This window comes from Deinococcus multiflagellatus (assembly GCF_020166415.1).
In the GTDB taxonomy this organism is placed as follows: Bacteria; Deinococcota; Deinococci; order Deinococcales; family Deinococcaceae; genus Deinococcus; species Deinococcus multiflagellatus.
Genome location: NZ_JAIQXV010000029.1, coordinates 1 through 16,343 on the forward strand (window position 1 = coordinate 1; position 16,343 = coordinate 16,343).

A 16,343-nucleotide genomic window follows, 5' to 3' on the forward strand; every position below is an offset into this window, starting at 1 on the left:
GCACTGCCGGTAGGATTTATGGTGCTTCGAACGAGACGCGCTGCGTGTAGCCCTGGTATTCCGACAGCCAGCGCTTCCTGGCATCCGACTGCCCTTTCGTCGCCAGAATGAAGTTGAGATACGACCGCACGTCCGTTCCCTTGGACTCATCCCAGACACCGTGGTGGTCATCCAGCAGGAACACGGTTGGATCTTTCTTTTGAGTGAATGCCAGAATGCACGCGCGGTAGTCGCTGAACATGTCGAACGGGCGCATGCTCTGGTGAAACTCCTCAACGCTCAGGGCCTGACCATGAAAACCCATTTCGGGTTCGTAGTAGATCTCATCTGCCCAATCCCGGGTCAGCACTTCCTTCAGCGGCAGGATATGAATGGCGGCTGAGGCATACTCATCACTACTGTTCTCAACGTCCATGTCGGGAAATTCAAGAAAAAACGCCTGGCGCTCTTCTTCGGTCAGTTCGGGGTTGAGAAACCACTTCAACCTCAGGCCATTCATCTGGCCATAAAAGGCCCGGAGATCGTCGGTGAGCTCGTAGCCCGTCTCCGCTTCAAGGCCCCGGATATCAGCTTCAGACAGCGCTTCGCCTAACTCAAACCGCTCAACCGTGAATTGAGGATGGGCGCGCAGCTCAGCGGCCAGGTCGGCAAACGCTTGTCGGTAATCAGGAAATGTTTGGGTCATGGTGTTGGGGTGCGCGGCAGGTTGGCCGCTGAAGGCAGACTATCGGGCAGAACGTTGTTGACATCACCGCTGCCGCCATTGCCCGCGTCGCTCCAGCTAAAGGTGGTGTTGTCGAAGGCCAGTTCTGACCACTCCACGCTGAGGCCCAGGGCCACTTCTTCCTGCTCAAACTTGAGGAACTTCAGCATCCGCTCCGCGTCCTGGCGATCTTTGCCAGGTCCCAGGGTAGCGATACGGGCTGTGAGTTGCTGCTGCACAGCGCGCATAGGGTGGGTGCCATGCCGGGCGCGAACGTTATAGCGCACCGTCTTGCCGGCCATGATGGCCGCCTTGATGTGCTTTTCGAACAGGTGGTAGTGGCTCTGTCCCGAGCGGTTGTTGGCGGCTTGCGTCAGGGTCACCAGGTTGTAAGCGGCGCCAGGACCACCCAAACCTTCGTTCAGGAGGTGCCCACGTACCCAAGCCTTGGGCCGCGCAGCATTCAAGCTGCGGTACAGAGCACTGTCATCTCGGTCCTGGGGCTTGGAACCCTCCAGATACCGTTGATTCAGCACTTTGGCATTCATCCAGGTGCCCTCGCCGTTCTGGATACCGCCAAAGCGAACGATGCTGACATGGTTCTGCTTGAACTGCTCCATGATGGTTTCAATCGTGTCGGCGAGCGTTTGCAGCTGCCCAAGCACTGCCGGATTCCCGGCGGTTGTCTGACGATTGAGGTTGTGGCTGTCAATATCCCCAGCCAACTGAATGGCTCTGGCCTTGAGACTGTTGAGCTGAGGAATCGCCGCCGCTTCCACATGCTGGTCGTCAATGGGGATGCTGGTGATGAAATCGTTGAACGTGCGCGGCCGACTATGAATCATCAGGCTCGATGACTTGCCATCTGACTTGAAGATCAGGGTGTGTGGGGCCTGCTGTTTGGGCTCAATCTTGGCGGTCAGCACCTGCGCCTTGGCTGCTGGGGCACCGGGCTTTTGCTCCCCTGTTTTGCCTTTGCCAAGGATCGCCTTGATCCGCCCCACCAGCTTGTCAATGTGGGCATCCAGGCGAGCGCGCAGCCGCTTCACCGTGTTCTTGATGCGGGTGCCGAAGTTGCCCAGGCCCACCAGTTTGCCCAGGAAGGTCAGCACGATGGGAATGCTGCCGCCAATCGTCCGCTCAATGAAGCCTGCCGCTGCCCCCACCTGGCCCCCAGCAATCGCCTGGACGCTGCCCAGCGCGTTCATGATCACGCCCATGATCTGCCCACTCTGGCTGATCAGCGTCTGCACGCCCTGAAACGCGGTGAGCAAGGCTTGGACAAAAGCGCCGCCCGGAACCAGCATGGACGCCACTTTGGCCGCTCCTGCGGTGACCAGTGACCGGGTGACCTCACCTTTGAGGCTGTCCACCACACCTTTGCCGATGGCCCCTTGCTGCCCCTTCACCTCTGGCGCCTGATGCAGCCCCTTGGTGAGAGACGCCAGCGCGCCACCCGCCTTCTCGGCCAGCGCCACCTTCTGCTCGCCGCCCTGGCCCAGTTCCTTGACCAGCCGGCCGCGCAGGGCGTGGTAGGTCAGCCCCATCACACTCAGGGCGGTCATGAACACGCCTTTGAGGTCCAGGGTGGCGGGGAACTGAATCCCCGATGCCCCGGTGAGCCAGGTGCCCAGCCCCTCTTTGAGCCACTTGCCGGCATTGGTGCGGAACTGTCCGAACCCTTGGGTCAGCGCTTTCAGGAGGTTGCCCGCAAACTGGGCTGGATTGCGCAGCACTTGCATGATCACGTCGCCGCCCTGTTTGAGGAGGCCCATGACCTTCTTGCCCACGGGGCCCAGCCCAGCTTCAATGGCCGTCAGGGCAATGGTGGCGATGTGCCTTGCCGAGCCGGCGATCAGGCGTTTGAGGCCGTCCGCCCGGCGGGTCAGGGCCGCTTTGGCCGCTCCTAAATCGGGGGGAAACTTGGCAATGGCGCCTTTGACCTCACCCAGGACGCTGCCCAGTTGGAGCTTGCCCAGTTCGCCCTTGAACCACGCCCAGGCTTTGGGGATCAGGTTCTGCTGCCGCACCACCTTCAGCATGTCCTTGAACGGGCCCGGGACCAGCCCGGCCAGCGCGTCGAGGATGGCGCCTGGGTTCTGATCCATCCGCTTGCCGGTCACGAGGTCTTTGCCGAAGGCCAGGCACAGTTCGCGGTAGCCTGGGATGTTGGCGGCGAGGTCGGACACCTTGTCCAGCACGAAGTTCCGCTGAATCGTCAGTCCGCCTGTGGTCTGCCGCTGGATGCCTAAAGCCGTGAAGGGCTGGTGCAGGGCGGTCGTGACGGCGCCACTTTGGGCACGTTGCAGGGCAGCACCTTTGGAGTAGACGCCGGGCGCGTGGGGGCTTGGCGGCAGGAGGCTTTTGGGACTGGGCATGATCTGGGCCAGCTTGGCGCCCATGTTCCGGGCCTCACTTTCCAGCCCAGCATCCGGGTCCACGCCGGGCCCAACGCGGCCCTGGCTCTGCTGCACGGTGTGGGTCACCTCGTGCGCCAGCAACTCCAGGCCGCTCTGCGTGTTGGGGCTGAATTTGCCGCTCTGGAAGAAGATGTCCGTCCCTGTAGTGAACGCAATCGCGTTGACCCCTTTCGCCAGCTTGTCCGCTTCGGCATCGTCGTGAATGCGGACCCTGCTCAGGTCGTGGTTTAGCCCCTGTTCGAGGTGGCGTTGAATGGCTTCGGGGAGGGGGTTGCCGGCGCCTCTGCGGGCTTGAATGCGCTGCAACACCGGCTGCGTCGCTTCGGCGTCCAGTTCGGCCAGTTGGCGTTGCAGGCTGGTGCGCTGTTCGGCCGTCGCGCGCTGCTGGGTTTCGGCTTCATACCGCTGCGCCGCTGTATCTATTGCCCGCTGCAGCGCCACCCGCTCGCCAGCAGGCACCATCCCCAGGACCACGCGGCTCACCGGGGCGCTGATCTCGTGGCGTTGCAGCGTGGCCAGGTGCTCGCCATAGGTGTCATAGCGAGCCTGGGTGGGGCCTCGGTCTGTGCGGAACCCCTGGGCCAACGTCTGCGCCACCTGCCTCTGCAGTGCGGTGAACTGGGCGTACTGGCGGCTGTCCAGCGCCTTGCCCTCAACCTGTTCGGCCTGATGCCGCATCACCGTCACCCAGTCGCCCGGAGTCTGCGGCTTGGTGGGGAGGGGCTGGGCTTCACGCTGCAGGGGCGCAGCCTCCACCTGTGGCAAGGCGTCCAGTTGATCAGCCAGCGCCTGCCGCTGGACCTGGACGCGCTGGACTTCCTGCCGGTCCAGTGTGGCGGCCTGCAGAGGCGCCTGCGCAGCTTGCCGCTGCGCTGTAACTGGGCGCAGGGTATGGCGCTGCACGGCCTGCTGCGCCTGGGCCTGCCGGAGCTCGGCCTCGGGGACCTGCGCCTGCGCCTGGGAAGAAGTGACCGACCGTTGGGGCTTGTCGTGGGTGGATTGACGGCGCTGCACCAGTGTCATTGCTGACCTCCCGAACAGTCCCTAGTGTAACCGGCTCCTGAGCGCCTGGGAAACGCATCTGCAGTGCCAGGCAGAGCGTGCGCCGTCACAGGGAAGGCACACCAGCAAGCGGTGGACGCAAGCAACCATGCACCCATGACCATCACGGACTGCCCGCCGCACGAGCCATACGAGGCCCTGCTAGACCGCCTCCTGCACCAGCTGCCCCCCACCCGCGCCGCCTATCCAGCCTTTCTTGACAGCCTCTCGCAGCGCGACCGGCATCTCTTGGTGCTGCAGGGGCTCCACTCCCAGGTCTGCAACGGCGGCTTCGCGCAGTGGATTAGCAACCGCTACGCCGTGCAGGACGGCCCCACCGTGCTGCTGGCCCTGGACCGGATGCGCCAGCAGGGGGAGCCAGACGCCGCTGCCCTGGCGGTGCAGGTGGACGCCCTGGTCCGGCAGGCCAGCCAGATCGCCGGCCAAGCAGAAGACGGAGACGTGCCCGACAATTCGCTGGGCGACCTAGACCAGTTGGACGACCGCTACTCCGCGCTCAGCGATGAGTTCGGTCTGGCGGTGCAGGGCTACCTCCTGGCCTGGACCTGAGCGCGCCTCTCCCCCATCGCCCCGGCTCCGGCCGGGGTGTTTTCGTTGCTTGCGCGGTATCGTGCAGCCGTGCAAACGTTCACGGTGTTCAACCACGCCGGCGGCGCTGGAAAGACCAGCCTCACACTCAATCTGGGCCATGAGCTGGCTGCCTCAGGCCTTCGGGTGCTCTTGATCGACCTCGACCCCCAGGCCAGCCTCACCGGGTGGCTAGGCGTCACGGGTGTGACACCGGACCAAACCGCCCATCCCGTTGCAGTTGAGGGCCGCCCGCTGCCCGAACCGGTACGCGTCCACAGCTTGGACCTGATTCCCTCGCATATGGCCCTGGCGCTGGCCGAGCGCCTGATGATGGGGGCTGTGGGTGCCCAGGGACGGCTCAACCGGGCCCTGGGAGCGGTGCAGGACCGCTACGACGTCACCCTGATCGACAGCCCGCCCAGCCTGGGGCAGCTGGCCATCCTCGGGGCCCTGGCGGCCGATCAGATGATCGTGCCGGTGCCCACCCGCCAGAAGGGGCTAGACGCCCTGCCCGGCCTTCAGGTGGCGCTGCGCGAGTACCGCGAGGTGCGCCCCGACCTGGACGTGGCCTTGTACGTCCCCACGTTCTTCGATGCCCGGCGCCTGCACGACCGCGAGGTCTTGGCTGACCTGCGCGCCGCCCTCTCCCCTCTGGCCGAGCCCATGCCGCAGCGCGAGGCGGTGTGGCTGGACTCCACGGCCCAGGGCGCGCCCGTGGGTCTGTACGCGCCTGGAAGCCCAGTGCACCGTGACATCCAGCGCCTGACCGCCGAACTGGCCCGCGCCACGGGGCTGCCTTACGCCGGGAGTGCCGCGTGACCCGCAAACGGCCTGAGCGCCACCGCGACCTGAAGGGTTTGCTGGGCGAGGACCTGGGGCCGCTGCGGCAGCGCGAGGACACGCCCAGCAGCACCCTCCCCGTGGCCCAGCTGCGCCCGGGGACAGGCCAGCCCCGCCGCGACTTTGACGAAGCGCGCCTGCAGGCCCTGGCCGACAGCATCCGGGCGGAAGGGGTGCTGCAGCCCCTGCTGGTCCGGCCAGTGGAGGGTGGCTTTGAGATCGTGGCTGGTGAGCGCCGCTGGCGGGCCGCCCAGCGGGCCGGCCTGACCGAGGTCCCCGTCCTGATCCGCACCCTGGATGACCGGCAGGCGCGGGTGGCCGCCCTGGTCGAGAACCTGCAGCGCGACAATTTGAACGTCATTGACGAGGTGGACGGCAAACTGGCGCTGGTGGCCCTGGCCCTAAACCTGGACCCGGAGCCGGCGCGCGCCCGACTGATCCAGCTGCTGGCGGAGGAGCCCGGACCGGACCACGCCCTGCTGGACGAGGTGTTCGCGCCGCTCGGCGAAAGCTGGGCCTCGTTCGCCAAGAACAAGCTGCGGGTGCTGCGCTGGCCCGCTGAGCTGGTGGACGCGCTGCGCGCGGGGCTGCCCCTCACGCTGGGCGGCGTCATCGCGGCGGCCCCTGCCGAGCACCACGCCGCGCTCATCGCCCTGGCGCAGGGCGGCGCCTCGCGCACCGAGCTGCGTGCCGAGGTGGAGCGCCTGACCGCGCAGGCCAAGGCGGCGCCGTCACGCGCCGCGCTGGCGGGCCGGCGCCTGACCAGCGCGCGCTTCATGGCCCGGCTGTCCACAGAGGACCGTCAGGCCGTGGAGCGCTGGCTGGCCCGGATGCCGGCGGTCTTGACTGAGGAGTGAGCGTCTCTTACCGGTAAGAGGACCGCCCCTTGTGGGCGGTTTTTGCCGTTTAGGAGTGGGCTTTTCACACACCAGAGACACACCACGGCGGCGCCCTGGCCAAGCCACCATCCGGCCATGACCGAACGCGACCAGGCCCTGGCCATCACCCTGCACGACTTTCCTGCCCGCTCCGGCCCGGTGCCGCTGCCCCCCAAGTTGTTCCTGCGCCAGTTGCGGCAGGTCTACCAGGGGACACACCTGCTGCTGGACTTGGGAGGCGCCACGGCCCGCGACCGCCTGACGGCCCAGGCCAATTTGGACCAGGCCGAGCTGCTGCTGGCCCAGGCCCGCGCCCTGCCCCGCACCAAGACGGGCGCGCGCGCCCTGCTGCTGGCCTGCGACAACCGCGCTGTCGCTGGTGACGTCCTGACCACCTGTCAGCGCCGCCCCCTGACCGGCACCCTGTTCGAACTGTTCGAGGCGTTTGCCTTGCTGGGCGCTATGGGGATTCGCTGCCAGGGGCCAGACACCGTGCCCCTGAAGGGCGAGTGGACGGCCGCCCCGGTGGCTGGGGACTGGCGCCGGCTGGAGATCCGCTATGCCTGCCCCCTGCAGGGCCGCGCCGTGGTGTTCGGGCACGCCCGCCTGCCCTGAGACCTGCCCCCCAATGCCGCCCCGTTCTGGGGCGGTTTTTACCGTCCTAGCCACACACAAGGAACACACCACGCCTCTTGGCACGCAAGCAACACTGCCCCCATGTTCGAGCGCAACCTCCCCGATCCAGGCGCTATCGCCGAGAGCTACGAGTTCGTGACCCTGCCCCTGCTGGCCGACTGGGACGGGCGCCGCACCGTGCCGGTTTATCTAGCCGATGACAGCGAGTTGTCCGCCACCGTGTCGGCCGATGTGGCGGACTCGCTGCGCCGCGCCTCGGTGCTGGCCCGTCACGGCCTGTGCTCCCGCATCGACCTGTTCACGGACAGTTCCGGCCTGCACGTGGTGGGGGTGTACTGGGAGGCCTGAGCCTGGCCCCCTGGCGCGCCGCCCGGCCCCCGGTGCGGCGCTTCTTTTCGCCCCGGCTTTCCTGCGCACATCTGCCGCCCCTGCGCGGCAGTTTTTGCCGTCTGGCACGCATGCCCCCCACACACAACCGACACACCACCCCTCCCCCGTTCCAAGCAAAACTCAGCCTATGAACGCACGCGACAAGGCCCTCCAGGACGTCATCCGCCGCTCGAACCCCCGGCCCCAGCCCGGCACCCCCGGCCGCGACCGGCCTCTGCGCCGCCGGATCGGTCAGGCCTATCTGCAGACCCACCGCCTGCTGGGGGACCTGAGCTGGGCGCTCCAGCAGGGCGGGACGCCCAGCGCCGCCGACCGTCAGCAGCTGGCCGACAACGTGGCCGCCGCCCAGGCGCTGCTGGCCCAGACCCGGCCCCTGCCCCTGACGCGCGGCGGGGTCCGCGCCCGTCAGGTCGCGCTGGACAATGCCAACGTGGCCCAGGAGGCCCTGGACGTGGCCCGCCGCCAGCCCCTGCGCGGCACCCTGCCAGACCTGCTGGCCGAGCTGCGGGCCCTGGGCGTGACTGAGGTGGATCTGCGGGGTCTGGAGGCCCTGCCCCTCGCCGGCGCCTGGGAGGCCACCCCAGCGGGCTGGGACTGGCGCCTGCTGGAGTTGTCGGTGCCCTGCCCCGAGGAGGGCTGCCGCGTGTTCGTGGGCCACGCCCGTCTGCCCTGAGCCCTGCCCCCCTGTTGCGCGCCGCCCTGTTCCTGGGGCGGCGCATTGCTGTGGCTGGCCAGCGCTGCTGACGGACGGGCGGGGATGGTCACGGGCTCGGCCGTCAGCCTCCAGGCCAGCACATCTTCACCGGGCCCAACGGCGATTTTCTCCGCCCACAGCAGCATTTTTCCACACACAGGCGACACACCACCGGCCGCCGAACGCAAGCAAAACTCAGCCCATGAACGAAGCACTGATGACCGCCCTGGGTGAAGCCAAGACCGCCGCCACCGAAGCCAAAACCGCCGCCGAAGCAGGTAACTGGGCCGAGGCCCGCACGCTGCTGGAGATCATGGAGGAGCGCCTGGAGGAGGGCAAGGGGGGCAACGCCGCCCACGCCGCCCGCCGCCGCGCCATCCTGAAGCTCGAAGCCGAGGTGCGCGCGATCCTGGACGCGGCCGACGAGGCCCCCCAGCCCGACAGGGCCGAGGTGGACGTGCCGGCGCCCGCGCCCCTGCCGCTGCCCACGCCCGAGGTGACGCTGCCTCTGCCCCCGGTGGCCGAGCTGCAGACAGAGGCCGTGCCCGCCAGCGGCGCCGAGCGCCAGGACTATGTCCCTGAAGACCTGGGCCGGGACCGGCAGGACTATGTGCCCGCCACGGTGGTGCACGACGAGGCGCCCGTGGCCGCCAAGGTGCGCGGGGTCGCGGCCCCCCACGCCCTGAGCGCCGAGGCCTGGGCCCGGGTGGCGGGCGCGCTGCGCGCCGAGGGCGTGACGGTGGAGGAGCGCCAGCAGGCGGCGGCCCACCATGAGGCCGCCTACCGGGCCGCGACTGAGGCCCGCGACGGCTGGACCGCGAAGGTGGAGGAGCGCTTCTACCGCCAGGCCCAGGTGGAGGCTGCCGCCCTGACCGGCGACGTCGCGGCGGCGAACGAGGCTTGGGACCGCCTGTTCGACGTGGTGACCGCGATTCGGTCGCGTGAGGGCGCCGCGCGCCGGAAAAAGCTGCCCGTGGCTGCCGAAATGGGGCCGATCTACGAGGCCGCCCGGCTGGACAGCCTGCGGATCAAGGGCTGGGCCCGGGGGGTGAAGGTCGCCGCCTGACCCCCGCACGCGGGCGCTGCGCGGGCCGTGGAGGCCCCTGCGGCGCCCGGCCCGCCTCTCTGCCTACCTCGCCCTGTTCCTGCCCCCCTGGAGGCCCCCATGCTGATCCCTGTCCTCGCGTCTGTTGACCGTTCCTTCTGCGCCGCCCTGGGGGAGCCCCTGCGCGGCACCACCACGACCCACGAGGGTGGGCGGGAGGTGGCCTACCTGATCGGCGCCGTGACCCACCGCGCCGCCACCCACGCGGTGCTGGTGGAGCTGGACCTCACCCAGGACGAGGTGGAAGCGGCCCTTCGCGGCAGCTACCACCGGTCCTTTCCCGGCATGGGGGGCGGGCCCGGCATCCTGGGGGAGATGCGCTTTCTGCTGCGTTTCGTGGCGGCGGGTTCGGCCGGCGACGTGCTGACCCTCGGCCCGGTCCAACAGGGGCGGTGGCGGCCCCCGGCGCGGGACCCCGACACCTGCACCGTGTCGCTGGCGCTGGCCACCCCCGAGACCACGGCGCTGGCCACGGCCCTGGCCCCCGGCGCCCAGGCCCACCTGCTCGATCTGGCGCGGGTCGCGGTGCCCTGAGCCCTCACCCCGACCAGGCCCGGCCCAGCGGCGTTACGCCGCCTGGGCCGGGCTTTGCCATGCGTCCTGTCTCGGAAAAATCGGGTTATTTCAGGCTGCTGCGCCGGGTTTCCGCCGGCTGGGGCGGGCCGGGGCGCCCCAGTGCACCTCGAAGCCTTCCAGGCCCAGGGCGCGCAGCAGGGCCAGGCCCTGGTCGCTGAACAGGGTGGTGGTGCCGTCAAAGTAGCGGGTCAGGCGGGCCCCCAGCGGCGCCCCGGACGGGGCAGGGGAGAGCACCGCCGCCGCCAGGGCGGCCCGGGTCAGGCCCAGGGCGGCCACGCGGCGCGCCCCGGCCAGGGCCAGCCGCCCGGCCGGGGTGGGGGGGAGGATCTGGGCGGCGCGCTCGGCGCTGGCCCCGGTCAGCCAGGGTTTGGCCGAGGGGGGCGCGGCCACGACGGGCAGCCCCCACACCGGGCGCAGCTCGCGCAGGCCCAGGGCGGCGAGCAGGGCCAGCCCCCGGGGACCAAACAGGCTCAGGCGCCCGTCCAGCATCCGGCCCACGTCGGCCACCTCGGCGCGGCTCGGGGCGGGGTAAACCTGCGCCGCCAGCGCTGCGCGGTCCAGGCCCAGCCCGGCGGCGCGGGCCTGCGCGAGGGGCGCGAGTGCCCGGGTCAGGGCGTCGCGGTCCGCCGGGGCGGGAAGCAGGGGCGCGGTCGTCATGCCCTCCACCCTACCGGCTCGCCGGAAAAAAGGCAATTTTAAACGGGGCGATACCCCCGCCAGGTGGGTGCCGCGCCCGGCTGCGCCTCACATCATCAGCGCCGGAAAAAATGCAACTATATAGGCAGAAAGGAAGGCGCAGGTCCTCCGCCAAGATTCGCCGCGCCCAGCCTCCACTTCTGTTCACCGCTCAAGGAGAAGAAGCATGTTCCAGATTAGCAAACCCGCCGACGGTCTCTACCTCTACCCCGCCCCCATCACCGGCACCGAGACCATCGCCACCTGGCAGGACGGACGCCTGACCACCCTGGTCGAAGGCGGCGAGGCGAGGGCGGTGATCACGGCGCTGACCGAGGCCCACACCGCGCACGAGATCATCTACCTGGACGACGTGGTGTTTACGCCCCCCGTCCCCACGCTGGGCAAGACGCAGGCCTGCGAGCTTCACCGCGCAATGGGCCGCGCCGGCATCCGCGACCACTACGCCTTTGCCAGCGAGGTGATCGGGGTGCCGGTGAGCAGCCTCGCCGCGCTGTGGCCGGAGGAGGCGGTGGCTGTGCAGAACGCCCTGGCCGAGCATGTGGTGCTGGCCGCCCTGCAAGCGGAGGTGGCGGCATGAGCCGCTCCCCCCTGCAGGCCGCGTTCGTGGACGCGGAGTGCCGCCTGCGCGCCCTGGGCCGGGAGGTGAACCGGCAGGGCGAGCCCCTGAACGCCCAGTTCGAGCGGGGGGAGATCTCCGAGGACGTTTGGGCAGACGGGTTCGCGCAGTTGGAGGAGCGGCTGGGCTGGAACGAGGCCTTTCACGAGCGCAACGCCGTCCGGGCCGCCCTGCTGACCTGGGGGCTGGCGCAGGTGCGCCGTCTCTGGTCGGTGCACGGGCGCCCGTTCAGGGGCCAGGACTTGGCGATGGTCGAGGCGCTATGGAGCAACCCGCGCGTGCAGGGCCAGTTGGTGCGGGTGGTGCTGCGCCTGGACGTCAGCCGGTGAAGGGGGCGGCGCCGGAGGCCACCACGTACATGGTGGCCACGGGCAGCCGTCTGGGGAACCGCTCGCCCCACGTGGGTGTGATGGTGGGGCCGCGCACGGGCGGCCTCGCCCCTCTGGCGGAGGGCCGGTGGTGGGCCTCAGACAATGACGGCTACAACGGCAAGTTCGATCCGGAGCGGTTCCTGCAGCACCTCGCGCGGCTGCAGCCGTATGCCAGCCGGTGTCTGTTCGTCGCGGCGCCGGACGTGGTGCAGGATGCGGGCGCGACGCTGGCCCTGTTCCCCCGGTGGCGGCAGGTGATCGAGCAGCATGACTTCCCCACGGCCTATATCGCCCAGGACGGGCAGGAGCGGCTGCCACTGCCGGACAACGCGAACTGGTTGTTCCTGGCCGGGTCAGACCGCTGGCGGGGCCAGCACGGCGCCGCCCTGATCGCCCAGGCCAGGGACCTCGGGTACTGGGGCATCCACGTCGGCCGGGTCAACTCCGCGCGCCGCGTGCGGGCCTGCACAGCCCTGGGCGTCGACAGCTGCGACGGCACTTACCTCCGGTTCACCGGCGTGCATCGGGGGCTGGCCGACGTCGAGCGCTGGGTCGAATCAAGTGCCCAGCAGGGCGGGTTGTTCACGCTGGAGCAGGCTGCCTGAGCAGCCCCGTTCTCTCAGGCGTCCTCAGTTCGCGTAGGGTGAACGCTCCACCGTCACATACAGAATGCCTGCCGCCCCTTCGGGAAGCTGTTCCATGATGGCGCTCGTGGGACCCTTGGCGGCGTACACCAGGCCCACGTTCATCTTCTCGCCCGCCCGCGTCTGGTACGTGGCCGAGCCGACGTTGCCGGTGAACTGCCAGTCACCCATGAGCTTCAGGTCGCCAGAGAAGGCCTCGTCGAGCGGTGTGCGAACGCTGCCCACCGGGCCGTCCACCGCGAAGCAGGCCTTGAGGCTGCCGGTGCCCTCGTCGCGGCACTCAATCTGTGTCACTGGGGTGGTCGACTTGACGGTTTCGGCCGCGAACTCCATCAAGGCCTGCGGTGTCCATTCTTTGCCCATCGGTCGTCCTTGCCAGCACGCGGTGAGGAGGAGGGGAAACAGCATCAAGGCAGGCTTCATGGCGTGCTTCCTTTCTGTATTCGGGTGAACCAGGCCTGGGCCTGATTCTGACCTGGATGCCACGCCATCCAGTGTGTCACGATCTCGGCGCGCACCCTAAGCCGATCTTGGTCGCTGATGGGCACCTGGTTGCCGTTTTTCTTGATCCGGGTCAGGAACGTCGGAATCATCGGTGGCAGCAGGGTGGGCCCGACCGGGACATTGATCTGGTCAAGGAGGCCGGTGCCCTTTCCCGGAAGGGGAACAGGCACGGTGGGCTTGACGTACGAGCGCACGCCGAGGGCTTTCATCATCTCGTCCTGGGCCTTGCTCAGGGGCACCGTCTTGACCTTGCCGAGCCAGTCGTACACGGCCTTAAATGCCTCGTAGGTTGTGGCTTTCTTGAGCCTGCTCTGGGCTGCTTCCAGCAGGGCGTTGTAGCCGATGTTGACCTCGGCCATGTCCTCGACGTAGCCCAGACTCTGCAGCGCGGTGGGCAGGATGGTCTTCCGGGCCCACTCGGTGCTCATCCGGGGGTCGTCTTTGGTGCTCAGGCTGCCAGTCAGGGTCATGCGCACCTGCCGGCCTTCGGCCTCCTGCAGGTCGTGGGCGCCGTACTGCAGGATGGCTTTCTGCTCCGGGGTCAGCGCCGCCGGGTCCATCCCCTGCAGCACCGTGGTCAGCGAGAAGGCTTTATGGCTGTTGGTCGGGTCCACAGCGGCGCGGAACTGGGGATCACCGCGCTTGCGTGTGAAGCGGGTCATGTACTCGATCTGTCCCGGCAGGTGGGTCTCGCCAGCCTGCGGCACAATGTCGCCGGCCACCCGGTAGTGGGTGCTCTGCGCGTCACTCTCCTTGGCAAACTTCGCAGCCAGTTCGTCGGGCAGGCCCGGGGCCTGGAAGGTGATGACCTGCGCGACTTTCCTGGGGGCGCGCGCCGCCGTCACCTGAGCCAGGCCGCCACCCAGGCTGTGGCCCGCGAACACTGCCTGCTTGACCTGTGACAGCGTGAGCTGGATCAGGTCCCAGTTCGCGTTGACCTGATTGACGCCCACGCTGGCCTTGGCGAAGTTGCCGACCAGGGTATCCACGCCGCCTTCCCGGGCCGTGACCTGCACGCCTTCGGTACCGCGAAAGACGGCGATGGGGTCGTCAAACTGTGCCCGGCGTGCCCGCACCGCCGGGTCTTTGATCTGGCTCAGGGGAATGGGGGTGAACAGCCGCATCTGGAAGCCCCACTGGCCAGAGACCGGGGGGCCCGCCCGATAGCCGAAGAATGCCAGCAGCTTCTGCGGCTGGAAGTTGCTCTCTCGCTCCTGAGTGTTCTTGTCGCGGTCAGCATCGGTCAGGTCGAGGTCGCTGACCAGGACGTTGAGATCCTCGTCGTTCATATAGGCTGCGCGGATGGTCAGCTGTTCGACGAAGGCATGGAAGGTGAGCTGCTCGGCGGACAGGTCGGTTTTCACGCCGATGCGCTTCTGCACGGCGAGGGCGTAGTTGCCGCCATAGCGCTGGGCCAGAGCCCAATAGAACTCCGGGCCGCCGCGCCGCCGCATGCGCTCGCGGAGGTCCAGTAGGCCAGGGCGGTCCATCTGATCGACCACGCCTTTGAGCTTGGCGGCGGAGATGGGGCGGGGCAGCGCCAGGGGCGCGGGGTCGTAGTACATGAACTGGCCGGTGCCCAGAGCCTGCACAAGGGCGTCGGGGTGCGTGCGGGCGTAGTTCATGGCCGCGTTGAAGATGACGTCGCCGCCCTGAAGCCCTGGGGGCTTGGGCGTGGGGACAGCAGCCTGAGGGGTGCTCTCCTTGGCCTGCGGGCGGCGTTCCTGGGGCGCAGTGGTCATGACTCCTCCTGGCACCCAGCGTACCGGACAGCGGGTCATCAGACTGCTGGATTTGACCGGCATGAAGAAAGCCGCGCCCCCGTAATGGAGGCGCGGCGTGGGCGTGGGTCTGGCTTAAAGGCTCTTTTTCAGGTCGGTGGCCATCTTGTAACTGACTTTCTTGCCGGCCGGGATCTGGATCTTCTCGCTGGTGCCCGGCTTCACGCCGGTACGGGCGGCGGTGGCCTTCACGCTGAAGGTGCCGAAGCCGGGCAGGCCCACGCTGCGGCCCTGCTGCAGCGCGCCCGTGATGGCGTCGAGCGTGGCACTGATAGCTTCCTCACTCTGCTTTTTGCCCAGGCCCGTGCGGTCAGCGACCATTTCCACGAGCTGGGTCTTGCCGAGCTTGTCGGACGCGGTGGCAGAGGCGGCGGGTTTGGCGGGTTTGACGCTTTTGGTCATGGCCGCATGGTGGAACCCGTGTCAGTGCGGGTGCAACCCCAAATGCGCAGAATTGCGCAATTGGGATGCTGCTCAGGACGGTGTCAACCCCTTGGTCTGCAGCAGCGCTTCGATCCGCGACCAGGGAATGACCCGGCGTAGTGCGCCGCACTGGGCGGCCCCCTTGGGCCCTGCCGCTTCGACCGCCGCAACCGCTTGCTGCAGCGTCTCTGGTGTCTCGCCCAGTGCCTCGGCCAGCCAGAGTAAGCCCGGCGCGCACTGGAAGTGGGTATAGAAGTGCCGCGCGTCCTGGCCTGGCCGTTGCCGCTGGTAGGCGCCACCCTGCCCGTACTCGCCCAGCCAGCCGATCAGATGCGCTTTTTGCGAGGAGTACCAGGGTCGCGTGCGCAGCGGATGGCGCGTCTCAAAGGCGTCGGTGATGGGTTGCCGGGTGGGCAGGGTGCCGATCAAGAGCCGGAGCGCCTCGACGCTGACATGCCGGCCCTCATGGCCCTGGGCTGGGGTCATGCGGCCCCTCCGCGGCGCTCCAAGTTTAGGGCCAGCAGGCGCTCTTGGTAGGCGGCGCACTCGGTCAGGCGCGGCGCGAGGTCACGCCATTTGGCGGCAAACGCATGGGGCTGCATGGCCACCCAGTATGGCGGGGCGGGCGGGGTGAAGCGTACTCACCTTCGTGCTGGACGCCCCCGGCGGGGGATGCAGCAGGTCTTCTTTCAACGGCTGCGGCGGCATGCGACCCTGCGGCATGGAACTGCTGGGCTTCATCATCGCGTTCGTGTTCATGGGCGCCTGCATTGGGATTGGCGTGAAGGGCGGTCGGTGGCTGCTGCGCATGCTGCAAAGCCGCGTGGCGGTGTCGGCCCCGCAGACCCGCCAGGACACCACCTTCCGCCGAACCCCTGCACCCAGCCGCCCGCCCGTGGACCCCTTCCAAGGCCTGGACGCCGAGATCCGCGCGCGGGTTGCGGCCCAAGAAGCGGCACAGCGCATGCCTGTTCCCACGCCGGAGGGGGTCCCGGACAGCCTGCCCCTGCGCACGAAGCAGTACTTCTTCGCCCGCAGTGAAGCGGCGTTTCTGGCGGTGCTGGAGCAGGCCCTGCCCGCTGGGTACCGTGTGTTCCCGAACGTGCGTCTAAATGACCTGTTCTTCATCGCGACCCGCCACCCGGGGCAGCAGAAAGGCACGTATGCCCGCCTGCGCGACAAGCACGTGGATTTCCTGGTGGTGTCCCTGCCCGAGCACCGCCCGGTGTTTGCCATTGAGCTGGACGGCGCCAGCCACGACACGAAAGAGCAGCAGTACCGCGACGCGGTCAAGGACGTGGCCTTCCGGAGCGCCGGCCTGCCCCTGATCCGGTTGCGGGCCGAGACGACGCACACCCCAGCCTCGTTGCAGGCGGTGCTGAGCCGCCACCTCAGCCACGCGACCCTGGGCCGCGCCCACGCCTGAAGGCG

At 68.5% G+C, this 16,343-nt stretch carries 19 protein-coding genes; 12 read left to right on the plus strand and 7 right to left on the minus strand.

Annotated elements, in window-relative coordinates; translation table 11 throughout:
* Window positions 1-16: 16 nt before the first annotated feature.
* A complete protein-coding gene (locus K7W41_RS21855; protein WP_224612546.1) occupies window positions 17-685 on the minus strand; it encodes an SMI1/KNR4 family protein in 669 nt (222 codons plus the stop codon).
* The gene (locus tag K7W41_RS21860; protein WP_224612547.1) at window positions 682-4,146 is read right to left on the minus strand and encodes an eCIS core domain-containing protein; all 3,465 of its coding nucleotides are present in this window, start codon (window positions 4,144-4,146) and stop codon (window positions 682-684) included. The genes K7W41_RS21855 and K7W41_RS21860 overlap by 4 nt, the downstream gene beginning before the upstream one ends.
* Before the next feature lie 135 nt (window positions 4,147-4,281).
* Between K7W41_RS21860 and K7W41_RS21865 the strand changes: the two genes are divergently transcribed.
* The 8 genes from K7W41_RS21865 (at window position 4,282) to K7W41_RS21900 (ending at window position 9,832) form a co-directional block, all read left to right on the plus strand.
* Complete coding sequence (locus K7W41_RS21865) at window positions 4,282-4,734, plus strand: DMP19 family protein (RefSeq protein ID WP_224612548.1); 453 nt, start codon at window positions 4,282-4,284, stop codon at window positions 4,732-4,734.
* A gap of 69 nt (window positions 4,735-4,803) precedes the next feature.
* Window positions 4,804-5,574 carry a ParA family protein gene (locus K7W41_RS21870; RefSeq protein ID WP_224612549.1) on the plus strand — a complete coding sequence of 257 codons (771 nt, stop codon included), beginning with the start codon at window positions 4,804-4,806 and terminating at the stop codon, window positions 5,572-5,574.
* Window positions 5,571-6,452: a ParB N-terminal domain-containing protein gene (locus tag K7W41_RS21875; RefSeq protein WP_224612550.1), complete on the plus strand. Its 882-nt coding sequence runs from the start codon at window positions 5,571-5,573 to the stop codon at window positions 6,450-6,452. The genes K7W41_RS21870 and K7W41_RS21875 overlap by 4 nt, the downstream gene beginning before the upstream one ends.
* A gap of 117 nt (window positions 6,453-6,569) precedes the next feature.
* A complete protein-coding gene (locus tag K7W41_RS21880) occupies window positions 6,570-7,088 on the plus strand; it encodes a hypothetical protein (protein ID WP_224612551.1) in 519 nt (172 codons plus the stop codon).
* Between the two features lie 102 nt (window positions 7,089-7,190).
* Window positions 7,191-7,457 (plus strand): hypothetical protein, encoded by a 267-nt coding sequence (locus K7W41_RS21885; protein WP_224612552.1) that lies wholly within the window; start codon window positions 7,191-7,193, stop codon window positions 7,455-7,457.
* A 169-nt stretch (window positions 7,458-7,626) separates the two neighbouring features.
* On the plus strand, window positions 7,627-8,172 hold the full coding sequence (locus tag K7W41_RS21890; RefSeq protein WP_224612553.1) for a hypothetical protein: 546 nt from the start codon (window positions 7,627-7,629) through the stop codon (window positions 8,170-8,172).
* Window positions 8,173-8,395: 223 nt separating this feature from the next.
* Window positions 8,396-9,259 (plus strand): hypothetical protein, encoded by an 864-nt coding sequence (locus K7W41_RS21895; protein WP_224612554.1) that lies wholly within the window; start codon window positions 8,396-8,398, stop codon window positions 9,257-9,259.
* 99 nt (window positions 9,260-9,358) lie between these two features.
* Window positions 9,359-9,832 carry a hypothetical protein gene (locus K7W41_RS21900; protein ID WP_224612555.1) on the plus strand — a complete coding sequence of 158 codons (474 nt, stop codon included), beginning with the start codon at window positions 9,359-9,361 and terminating at the stop codon, window positions 9,830-9,832.
* Between the two features lie 90 nt (window positions 9,833-9,922).
* Here the strand turns inward: K7W41_RS21900 and K7W41_RS21905 are convergent, their stop codons facing one another.
* A complete protein-coding gene (locus K7W41_RS21905) occupies window positions 9,923-10,531 on the minus strand; it encodes a hypothetical protein (protein ID WP_224612556.1) in 609 nt (202 codons plus the stop codon).
* 205 nt (window positions 10,532-10,736) lie between these two features.
* Here K7W41_RS21905 and K7W41_RS21910 point away from each other — a divergent pair, with 205 nt between their 5' ends.
* From K7W41_RS21910 to K7W41_RS21920, 3 genes are read left to right on the plus strand one after another with little or no spacing between them, the layout of a single operon-like run.
* A complete protein-coding gene (locus K7W41_RS21910; RefSeq protein ID WP_224612557.1) occupies window positions 10,737-11,150 on the plus strand; it encodes a hypothetical protein in 414 nt (137 codons plus the stop codon).
* Window positions 11,147-11,518 (plus strand): hypothetical protein, encoded by a 372-nt coding sequence (locus tag K7W41_RS21915; protein WP_224612558.1) that lies wholly within the window; start codon window positions 11,147-11,149, stop codon window positions 11,516-11,518. Before K7W41_RS21910 ends, K7W41_RS21915 begins: the two co-directional genes overlap by 4 nt.
* A gap of 29 nt (window positions 11,519-11,547) precedes the next feature.
* Entirely contained in the window at window positions 11,548-12,165 is a 618-nt protein-coding gene (locus tag K7W41_RS21920; RefSeq protein WP_224612559.1) for a hypothetical protein, read from the plus strand.
* 24 nt (window positions 12,166-12,189) lie between these two features.
* Here K7W41_RS21920 and K7W41_RS21925 read toward each other — a convergent pair whose 3' ends face one another.
* The 4 genes from K7W41_RS21925 to K7W41_RS21940 form a co-directional block, all read right to left on the minus strand.
* Window positions 12,190-12,627: a hypothetical protein gene (locus K7W41_RS21925; protein WP_224612560.1), complete on the minus strand. Its 438-nt coding sequence runs from the start codon at window positions 12,625-12,627 to the stop codon at window positions 12,190-12,192.
* On the minus strand, window positions 12,624-14,450 hold the full coding sequence (locus K7W41_RS21930; protein WP_224612561.1) for a lipase family protein: 1,827 nt from the start codon (window positions 14,448-14,450) through the stop codon (window positions 12,624-12,626). The genes K7W41_RS21925 and K7W41_RS21930 overlap by 4 nt, the downstream gene beginning before the upstream one ends.
* 114 nt (window positions 14,451-14,564) lie before the next feature.
* Window positions 14,565-14,891, minus strand: coding sequence for an HU family DNA-binding protein (locus tag K7W41_RS21935; RefSeq protein WP_224612562.1), 327 nt, complete (start codon window positions 14,889-14,891; stop codon window positions 14,565-14,567).
* A 72-nt stretch (window positions 14,892-14,963) separates the two neighbouring features.
* Window positions 14,964-15,398, minus strand: coding sequence for a hypothetical protein (locus K7W41_RS21940; RefSeq protein ID WP_224612564.1), 435 nt, complete (start codon window positions 15,396-15,398; stop codon window positions 14,964-14,966).
* Between the two features lie 235 nt (window positions 15,399-15,633).
* Here K7W41_RS21940 and K7W41_RS21945 point away from each other — a divergent pair, with 235 nt between their 5' ends.
* Window positions 15,634-16,338 (plus strand): DUF2726 domain-containing protein, encoded by a 705-nt coding sequence (locus K7W41_RS21945; protein ID WP_224612566.1) that lies wholly within the window; start codon window positions 15,634-15,636, stop codon window positions 16,336-16,338.
* Window positions 16,339-16,343 lie beyond the last annotated feature (5 nt).